Annotated in this window: 8 protein-coding genes; 5 read left to right on the top strand and 3 right to left on the bottom strand. The window is 72.5% G+C overall.

Features of this window, described 5'->3' with window-relative positions; all coding sequences use genetic code 11:
• Window positions 1-99 precede the first annotated feature (99 nt).
• Entirely contained in the window at window positions 100-1506 is a 1407-nt protein-coding gene (locus tag ACWGDE_RS31835) for a HEAT repeat domain-containing protein (protein ID WP_453392505.1), read from the bottom strand.
• Window positions 1507-1858: 352 nt separating this feature from the next.
• Window positions 1859-2281, bottom strand: a complete 423-nt coding sequence (locus ACWGDE_RS31830; protein ID WP_453392504.1) for an ankyrin repeat domain-containing protein — start codon at window positions 2279-2281, stop codon at window positions 1859-1861.
• A gap of 284 nt (window positions 2282-2565) precedes the next feature.
• Here ACWGDE_RS31830 and ACWGDE_RS31825 point away from each other — a divergent pair, with 284 nt between their 5' ends.
• Window positions 2566-2760 (top strand): hypothetical protein, encoded by a 195-nt coding sequence (locus tag ACWGDE_RS31825; protein ID WP_007262923.1) that lies wholly within the window; start codon window positions 2566-2568, stop codon window positions 2758-2760.
• A gap of 50 nt (window positions 2761-2810) precedes the next feature.
• Window positions 2811-4442 (top strand): hypothetical protein, encoded by a 1632-nt coding sequence (locus ACWGDE_RS31820; RefSeq protein ID WP_453392503.1) that lies wholly within the window; start codon window positions 2811-2813, stop codon window positions 4440-4442.
• 28 nt (window positions 4443-4470) lie between these two features.
• Here the strand turns inward: ACWGDE_RS31820 and ACWGDE_RS31815 are convergent, their stop codons facing one another.
• Window positions 4471-5973 carry an SCO1417 family MocR-like transcription factor gene (locus tag ACWGDE_RS31815; RefSeq protein WP_453392502.1) on the bottom strand — a complete coding sequence of 501 codons (1503 nt, stop codon included), beginning with the start codon at window positions 5971-5973 and terminating at the stop codon, window positions 4471-4473.
• 221 nt (window positions 5974-6194) lie between these two features.
• Between ACWGDE_RS31815 and ACWGDE_RS31810 the strand changes: the two genes are divergently transcribed.
• The 3 genes from ACWGDE_RS31810 to ACWGDE_RS31800 all read left to right on the top strand — a co-directional run bounded on the left by ACWGDE_RS31810 (window position 6195) and on the right by ACWGDE_RS31800 (window position 9127).
• Window positions 6195-6965 carry a glycerophosphodiester phosphodiesterase gene (locus ACWGDE_RS31810; RefSeq protein WP_453392501.1) on the top strand — a complete coding sequence of 257 codons (771 nt, stop codon included), beginning with the start codon at window positions 6195-6197 and terminating at the stop codon, window positions 6963-6965.
• 66 nt (window positions 6966-7031) lie between these two features.
• On the top strand, window positions 7032-8411 hold the full coding sequence (locus ACWGDE_RS31805; RefSeq protein ID WP_453392500.1) for an MFS transporter: 1380 nt from the start codon (window positions 7032-7034) through the stop codon (window positions 8409-8411).
• A gap of 341 nt (window positions 8412-8752) precedes the next feature.
• Complete coding sequence (locus ACWGDE_RS31800) at window positions 8753-9127, top strand: RNA polymerase-binding protein RbpA (RefSeq protein ID WP_007262928.1); 375 nt, start codon at window positions 8753-8755, stop codon at window positions 9125-9127.
• Window positions 9128-9194 lie beyond the last annotated feature (67 nt).

The following is a 9194-nucleotide window of genomic DNA, read 5'->3' as shown; positions in this document are numbered from 1 at the left end:
GCCGTAGACCGGGCCTCGTGCTTCCGGTGACGGCACAGCGCCCCCGGTCCTTCCCGGACCGGGGGCGCGCTGCGTTTCGGGTGGCTGCCGGGCGGCGGCTCAGACGGCCGATTCCGGGGCGATCCGGCTCCGTACCGCGGACTGCACTTCCTCTTCCTCCGCCGGATCGGCGGCCAGTCGGCGCAGTCTCGGCGCGACGCGGGCGTCGGCCGTCTCGGCATGGTGGGCGGCCACCTCGCGGGTGGTCTCCTCGCAGTCCCAGAGGCATTCGACCGCGAAGCCCGCCGCGAAGGAGGGGTCCGTGGCCGCCAGGGCCCGGGCGGCCCGGCCGCGCAGGTGGGACGAGGCCGTCTCGCGGTAGATGTGGCGCAGCACCGGGGCCGCGCAGCCGATCGCGAGCCGGCCCGCTCCGTCGACCAGGGCGAAGAGCGGCGTCGAGTCGGGTCCGGAGCCGCGGACCGTGGAGCGCAGGGCTCCCAGGACCAGGTGGGCGTCCTCGGCTCCGCCACGGGCGGCCAGGAGGGTCGCCGCGGCCGCTCCGAGGGCGTCGGGACGGTGGACCCAGCGCCGGGCCCGTTCGACGGCTCCGGGGCCGCACATGCGCGCGTAGGCGGCTACGGCCGGCTCGTCCCCGGCGGCTTCGATGAGGTCCAGTACGGCCGGATTCTCCGGCTCGGCGAGGACCAGGTGGTGCAGTGCGGTGGCCCGGGCGGCTTCTCCCGAGGCTCCGGCGGCGGCCGCGAGGATCGCGGGGCGGTCCTCGGGGGTGGCCACCGCGGCCAGGCAGCGGGCTGCGGGCACGTGCAGCGGGGTGCCTCTGCTCAGCCCGTCGGCGGCCCAGTCGAAGACGGCCTGGACTCCCCAGCCGGGCTGGGGGCCGCGCGGGGTGAGCTGGCGCTGCCAGCGGTCGAAGGAGCCCTGCTGTCGGGCGGCGCGCAGGCGCGCGGCGTTTTCGGGGGCCTCGGGTGCCTCTTCCCACAAGCGCCAGGGCCGGGGCTCGTAGGCGTCGCGGACGGCGGCGGCCAGCCGCGCCTCGCCCTCGGCGGTGGCCGGGAAGCGGGCGAGGACGGGGCCCGCCAGTGAGCGCAGCCCCTCGTCGTCGTCGCGCAGGGCGAGCTCGTCGAGGGCCCAGGCCCAGTTGGCGCCCGTGGCGGCGTAACGGCGCAGCAGCATGAGCGCGTCGTCGCGGCCGTACGAGGCCAGGTGACCGAGGACGGACAGGGCCAGGCCGGTGCGGTGGTCGTCCTCGTCCACGAGGTCGTCCACGCCGAAGAGGTGGGCCTCGATCTCGCCCAGGGGGCCGTCGAGGTCCAGGTAGAGCCTGGCGTAGTACAGGGATCGGTTCTCGACCTGCCAGTCCCGGCGGGGGTCGCCGGTCACGCACTCGTTGAGCGCCGTGAGGGCCTCGGCCCTGGGCGCGGCGAGCGCGTGCAGCGTTCCGTCGCCGCGGCCCCGCTGGAGGAGCCCGAGCAGGGTGCCGCTAGGCGCTATGACTGGTTCGAACATGGGAATGGCCTCAAATCAAGCTGGGGACGCGACCGGGAATCGGAGTTCACAGGGCCGCGTAACAGCATGTGAGGACGTCCGCCGTCGCCGTCTTGTTCCGCTCGATGTAGACCATTGCCTTCTCACTCTCGTCGGTGCTTCGCGGCCAGGACGGCCGGGTCCCCCGGCAGGGGTGGGGGTCGGACACCCGATGTGTCCTGCCCGCTCCTGCCCGTCCGTCGTGTCCGCGAATCGAATCCGACGCCATGATGACCCAGGCGGTTTGTGCGCCGCGACCACATTTAAGGCCGCCGTGACCAACCCGTGAGGTCTGGACCGGCCACGGGGCGAGCAAGAAGCCACCAGAAGTGGACTACTTGGCTCCGAAAAGTTCCAGCAGGTCGGCCTTGGCGAACATGCGCGCCGTGTCCACGGCGGAGGGCGTTCCGGCGTTCGGGTCGGCGCCTCCGGCGAGCAGTGCGCGGATGACGGCCTCCTCGCCCTTGAAGACGGCTCCTGCGAGCGGGGTCTGGCCGCGGTCGTTGGCGCGGTCGGCCTCGGCGCCGCGGGCGAGCAGGGCCGTGACGGCGTCGGCGTGGCCGTGGTAGGCGGCGAGCATGACGAGGGTGTCGCCGCGGTCGTTGGTGAGGTTCGCCGGCACGCCCGCGTCGAGGTAGGCGGCGAGGGTCTCGGTCTCACCCTGCCGGGCGAGGTCGAAGATCTTGGTGGCCAGCTCGATGACGTCCTCGTCGGGAACGTCCGAGCCCTGGGAGCTGTTCTCGACGTGCTCACTCATCGGTCGTACCGCCTTTCACGGGCAGGGGCAGGGGTGCGCACGGCACTGCGTCCGTACGGGTGAATCGCCAGCGTAGCGCCCGGACCTGCACATGAGCGGGGCGGGCCGAGGCAATGATCACCTCGCGACTCCTTGCGTCCGACGCACCCGGCACGCCAGCCGGGCTGGGCCGGTCAAGTGAAAAACTCCCGGATTCACCCGTATGCACCTTTTATCGCATTGATACTTCCTGTGAGCCTGGAAGAACTGATGGTGACTGTCCCCACCTACCAGGAGAACCACTCATGGTCCTGTCCATCTCAGGTGTCGTACTGCTCGGCATCATCTGCTTCCTCTTCTTCAAGAAGGACGGCATGAAGCTGACGCACGCGTTCGTGTGCGCGCTCTTCGGCTTCTTCCTCGCCGGCTCCGCCATCGCGCCCAGCATCACGGCGAGCACGGCGAGCCTCGCGAGCCTTCTCGGCGGGATCAAGCTCTAGCGCCCGCCGCCGGCACTCACCCGAAGCACCCACAACTCCAGGAGACGCCCGTGGCCCGGCGCCCACTTCCCCGCATCCTCACCAGCGGCACCATGTCGCTGACCCGGGGCCGCGACATCGCTCGCACGGCCGCCGACAGCGCCACGGACGTCCTCCATCCGCTCCTCACCATCGGACGCGGCCTGCGCATCCTGGCCTCGGCCGGGCGGCGCAAATGGTGCGACACCCCCAAGGACAAGCGTGGTCCCGCGCTGTTCCTGGGAGCCGCCTGCGTCCTCGTGGTCGCGCTCGCCCCCTACGGACCCCTCACCGCCCTGATCACCCTCATGGCGGCGGCGGCCTGGCAGGGACGCGACCGCACCCCGGCGAAGACCGGGCCCAGCGATGCCGAGACCGAACGCCTCGGCTCCCTCTACGAAGCCCTCGTGCCGTACTTCAGCATCCCGGAGGACCCCCATCCGCTCTTCGCCCACGGCGGGGAGTGGGACAAGGCCTTCAGCGGCTACGAGTTCGACGAGGCGGGCCGCGTCACGCGGCTCCACATCCGCTACCCGGCCTACTTCACCGATGGCGAGGCCGCGTCCAGGGCCCGGATCGAGGCACTGCTGCACGCCAAGTCCGGCCGCGGACGGGAGTATCTCTTCGACTGGGACGAGGAGGGCAACCAGCTCGACCTGAGTGTGCTGGCGGCGCTGCCGACAGGTATCGCCGCCCAGCCTTTCGTGACCTCTCCCGGTGAGACCGTGCTCGGCTTCACCGACCCGGGCAGCGTGCAGCGCACCCTGCCCGTCGTGGAGGGCGACGAGCCCCGCGACATGCCCCCGGTCATCTGGCGCACCGGCGCCCGCTCCACCGAGCCCCACCTGCTGGCCGTCGGCCAGCCCGGCAGCGGAACCTCCACGCTGCTGCGCTCGATCGCCCTCCAGGCCCTGCGGCACGGCGGCGACGTACTGATCCTGGAGGGCGGCGGCAGCGGCGAGTACGCGTGCCTCGCCGGCCGCGCCGGCGTCCTCGCCGTGGAATGCGGGCCCGCCGGGGCACTGGCCACGCTGGAATGGGCCGCGAGGGAGACCGAACGGCGGCTGATCGCCGTCCACCGCGCCCGCGAGGCCGGCCGGCCCGCCCCCGAGGACACCCGGCGTCCGCTGTGGATCCTGCTCGACCGCCCCACCGTGCTGGCCCACCTGGCCACCGCCGAGGGCGGCCCCGATCCGCTCGCGCAGCTCCAGGTGCCGCTGCGGCACGGGCGCGCCGCGCACATCACCGTCGTGGTGGCCGAGCACTTCGACCACCTCGAGCTGCTGCACGACTCCGTCTGGCAGCACACCAGGGCCCGGGTGGTGCTCGGGTCCGCCGCGATCCAGCAGATCGCCGACGTGCTGGGGCTGCCCCCGCACACCACGCCGACGGCCCAGCTGCCGCCGGGCCGCGGGTACGCCCGGCTCGCCGCCGGCCCCGTGCACCGGCTTCAGGTGCCCGCCACTCCGGACCCGTACGACGACTCCACGCACCCGGCGCACCGGCAGGCGGTACTGGAGCTCCTGCCCGAGCGGCAGGCCGCGCCGGCGCCCGTCCCGGACCGGGTCACGCTGGGCAAGCCGCTGCACATCGTCCAGCCGCCGGCCCAGGCCGGAGCCATCGACGCCTCGGAGATCCCCGAGGTCCCGGCGGACGCCCCGTAGGGGGCCCGCAGCCCCGTGACTCCCCGCTCTACGCGACGAACGTGCGCGGCGGCTCCGCGCCGCCGCCGCCCGCGCCCGTGCCGACCAGCCGGGCCGCGGCCGCCAGCCGGGCCGCCGCCTCCTCGGCCACGGGGCCGCCGACCGTGAAGGGGAGCCGGACGTACCCCTCGAAGGCTCCGTCGACGCCGAACCGGGGCCCCGAGGGAACCCGTACGCCGACCCGCTCCCCCACCTCGGCCAGCCGGGAGCCGGACAGCCCGCCCGCGCGGGCCCACAGCGTCAGTCCGCCCAGCGGGACCCGGAACTCCCAGTCCGGCAGCTCCCGGCGCACCGCCGCCACCAGCGCGTCCCGGTTCTCGCGGGCCTGGTCGCGGCGGATCTCCACGGCATCGGCCCAGCCGCCGGTGCGCATCAGCCAGTTCACCGCGAGCTGTTCCAGCACGGGCGTGCCCAGGTCGGCGTAGGCGCGGGCGGCGACGAGGCTGCGGATGACGTCGGGGGCCGCGCGGACCCAGCCGATGCGCATGCCGGCCCAGAAGGCCTTGCTCGCGGAGCCGACGGTGATGACGGTGGAGCCGGCCGGGTCGAAGGAGCAGACCGGGCGGGGCATCTCCATCGCCGGGTCGAGCTGGAGCTCGATCATGGTCTCGTCGGCCACGAGCACGGTGCCCGCCGAGCGGGCCGCCTCCACCATCGCGCGGCGCTGCTCGTCGGAGGCGAGCGCCCCGGTCGGATTGTGGAAGTCGGCGACGACGTAGGCCAGCCGGGGGGCGGAGTCGCGCAGTACCTGCCGCCAGACGTCCATGTCCCAGCCGGACAGCCCCTCGCCCATGGCGACGGGCACCAGGCGGACCCCGGCGGCGCGCATCAGCTGCAGGATGTTGGCGTAGGAGGGGGATTCGACGGCGATCCGCTCGCCGCGCCCCGCGAAGAGGCTGCAGATGGCGTCGATGGCGCCCATCGCACCGGTGGTGACCATGATCTGCTCGGGCATGGTCGGGATGCCGCGCTCGGTGTAGCGGTCGGCGAGCATGCGGCGCAGCGCGGGCAGCCCGGCCGGGTAGTCCCCGTGGGTGTGCGCGTACGGCGGGAGCTCTTCCAGGGCGCCCTGGACGGCCTTGGTGAGCCAGGGCTCGGGGGCCGGGAGCGCGGCGCAGCCCAGGTCGATCATCGAGCCGAGCGACTCGGGGGGCAGGGGCTCCAGGCCGCGGGCCGGCATCGGGTTGCCGGCGGGTACGGAGGTCCAGCTGCCGGCGCCCCGGCGGGACTCCAGGAACCCCTCGCCGCGCAGGGCCTCGTAGGCGGCGGCCACGGTGGTGCGGCTGACGGCGAGCGCGACGGCCAGCTCCCGCTCGGCGGGGAGCCGGGCGGCGACGGGGACGCGGCCTTCGAGGACCAGCAGCCGGATGCCGTCGGCGAGCGTGCGGTACGCGGGCAGCTTGCGCGCCCCGGGCACGGCGGGCCGCCCCTGCTGGGAGGTGATGAGCCGGCCGAGCTGTGCGGCACCCACGGCCGAGGTCCACTGCGCCATGTCGTCCGGTCCACCTTCGTCGAATTGGCTCCCACCGGACCACTACGGGCCGGTATTGGACTGGTCCTGCCGGTCCAGGGTGCCACAGAACGCCCCACGCGAAATGGGGAGGCCCCGTGCGCGATCCCCTGTGCAGCGTCCGGCGGGTGACCGGCGGGCCGTTCACCGGACGGCCACCGGGCCGCTCCCGTCCCAGGGGGAACAGGGGGCATACTGCCGCGGTGACGCACGCACCCCTCCCCCACCCCTATCTCGACCACCCGGGTCCGATCGCCTTCGCCCACCGCGGCGGGGCCGCGGACGGGCTGGAGAACACCGCCGCCGCCTTCCGGCGGGCCGCCGACGCGGGCTACCGGTACTTCGAGACCGATGTGCACGCCAGCGCCGACGGGAAGCTGGTCGCCTTCCACGACGCGACCCTGGACCGGGTCACCGACGGGCACGGCCGCATCCGGGAGCAGCAGTGGAGCCGCATCCGGGAGGCCCGGGTCGGCGGGACCGAGCCCCTCGCGCTCTTCGAGGACCTCCTGGAGGAGTTCCCGGACGCCCGGTGGAACGTGGACCTCAAGGACGAGTCCGCCCTGCACCCGCTGGTCAACCTGATCGCGCGGGCCGGGGTCTGGGACCGGGTCTGCGTGGGCTCGTTCTCGGAGAGCCGGGTCGCCCGGGCCCAGAAGATCGCCGGCCCCCGGCTGGCGACCTCGTACGGGGTCGCCGGCGTGCTCGGGCTGCGGCTGCGCTCGTTCGCGATCCCGGCGGCCCTGCGGGCCGGCGCGGTGGCGGCGCAGGTTCCCGAGACCCAGGCGGGCATCCGCGTGGTGGACCGGCGCTTCGTACGGACCGCCCACGCGCGGGGTCTGCAGGTGCACGTGTGGACCGTGAACGAACCGGAACGTATGGAGGCTCTCCTCGACCTGGGAGTCGATGGCATCATGACCGACCGGATCGACATCTTGCGCACGGTTCTGGACCGGCGCGGGTCCTGGGCCTGACACTGCCCGCGGCCCCGCGACGGCATCGGGGGCCGGCGCGTTACGGGGACCAGCGAGGGGGCCGCCATGAGCGCGCAGACGACGGACGAAGCGGAACCGGGTTCCGAGGACGGCAGAGCCGCCGCGGCGGCGGCCGCGCGCAAGCGCGAACAACGTGGCTGGTACTTCTACGACTTCGCGGTGTCCGTGTACTCGGCGAGCGTGCTCACCGTGTTCCTCGGGCCGTACCTCACCTCGATCGCCAAGGCCGCGGCGGACGCCGAGGGCTACGTGCGTCCGCTGGGGATCCCGGTGCGGGCCGGTTCCTTCTTCGCCTACGTGGTGTCCGCGTCGGTGATCCTGGCCGTGCTGCTCATGCCGCTGGCGGGGGCGGTCGCCGACCGGACCGGCCGCAAGAAGCCGCTGCTGGCCGTGGCCGCGTACACGGGGGCCGCGGCGACGACCGGAATGTTCTTCCTGAACGGTGAGCGCTACCTGCTGGGCGGGCTGCTCCTGATCGTCGCGAACGCCTCGCTCTCGGTCTCGATGGTGCTGTACAACGCCTATCTGCCGCAGATCTCCACGCCGGACGAGCGGGACACGGTCTCCTCGCGCGGCTGGGCCTTCGGCTACACCTCGGGCTCGCTGATGCTCGTCATGAACCTGGCGCTCTACATGGGCCACGACTCCTTCGGCCTCACCGAGGGCATGGCCATCCGGATCTGCCTGGCCTCCGCCGGCCTGTGGTGGGGGGCCTTCGCGCTGATCCCGCTGAACCGGCTGCGGGACCGCGCCGTGGTCCGGGAACCGGGCGCGGCCCCGGCCGTCAGCGGATGGAAGCAGCTCGTCGCCACCCTGAAGGACATGCGGCGCTACCCGCTGACCCTGTCGTTCCTGCTGGCGTACCTGATCTACAACGACGGCGTGCAGACGGTGATCTCCCAGGCCTCGGTCTACGGGTCGGAGGAGCTGAAACTGGAGCAGTCCACCCTCATCGGGGCGATCCTGCTCGTTCAGGTCCTGGCGGTGGCCGGTGCGCTGGGGATGGGCCGGCTGGCCGTGCGGTACGGAGCCCAGAGGACGATTCTCGGATCGCTGGCCGCCTGGGGGGTGACCCTGGCCGCCGGATACTTCCTGCCGGCCCGGACCCCGGTGTGGTTCTTCGCACTCGCCGCGATGATCGGGCTGGTGCTGGGCGGGAGCCAGGCGCTGTCGCGCTCCCTGTTCTCCCACCTGGTCCCGGCGGGCAAGGAAGCCGAGTACTTCTCGGCGTACGAGATGAGCGACCGCGGGCTGAGCTGGATCGGACCGCTCGTCTTCGGCCTCACCTACCAGGTCACGGGCAGCTACCGGGACGCGATCATCTCGTTGGTGGTCTTCTTCGCACTGGGTTTCGTGCTGCTCGCCAGAGTGCCGATGCGGCGTGCGGTGGAGGCCGCGGGCAATCCTGTACCCGAGCGGATCTGAGCGGTCCGAGCGGCGATCCGCCCGGATCCGGGTGGATCCGCGTGGATCTCGCAGCGGTCCTGGACGCGAATTCGGAACGAATTTCGACGTTCAAGCGAAGGGCCGGTAGTGTACGCCTTTGGCCTGCCAGGCGGACCGTTACTGCGTGCTCATGAAGTGAAGACGTTGGGTGACATCTGCTGCCAGATGTGACAAAACGGGCACTGGTGGGTACAACAAGGGGCGGCACGACGGGCGACGCATGACCCGGAGCGGGAATCTATACCGCCGACCGGACGTTGACCGGATGACGACGACAGCGACACCTGTCCTGTGGGCGACAAGCCCGGGAGGCACGATTCATGAGTGAGCGAGCTCTCCGCGGTACGCGGCTCGTGGTTACCAGCTACGAGACGGACCGCGGCATCGATCTGGCCCCGCGCCAGGCGGTGGAGTACGCATGCCAGAACGGACATCGATTTGAGATGCCGTTCTCGGTTGAGGCAGAAATTCCGCCGGAGTGGGAGTGCAAGGCGTGCGGCGCCATGGCACTCCTGGTGGACGGGGACGGGCCCGAAGAGAAGAAGGGCAAGCCTGCGCGAACGCACTGGGACATGCTCATGGAGCGGCGCACCCGCGAGGAGCTGGAGGAAGTGCTTGCCGAGAGGCTCGCGGTCCTTCGTTCCGGCGCCATGAACATTGCCGTGCATCCGCGGGACAGCCGCAAGTCCGCCTGACAGCCGGACGACAGCACAGCAAGACAGCATCAAGCCGAGGGGCCCCCGCCACACACTGTGTGGCGGG

It is taken from the genome of Streptomyces sp. NPDC054956 (assembly GCF_053609185.1).
Note: the sequence above shows the minus strand (reverse complement) of the source record. Positions and strands in the feature narration are given on the sequence as shown.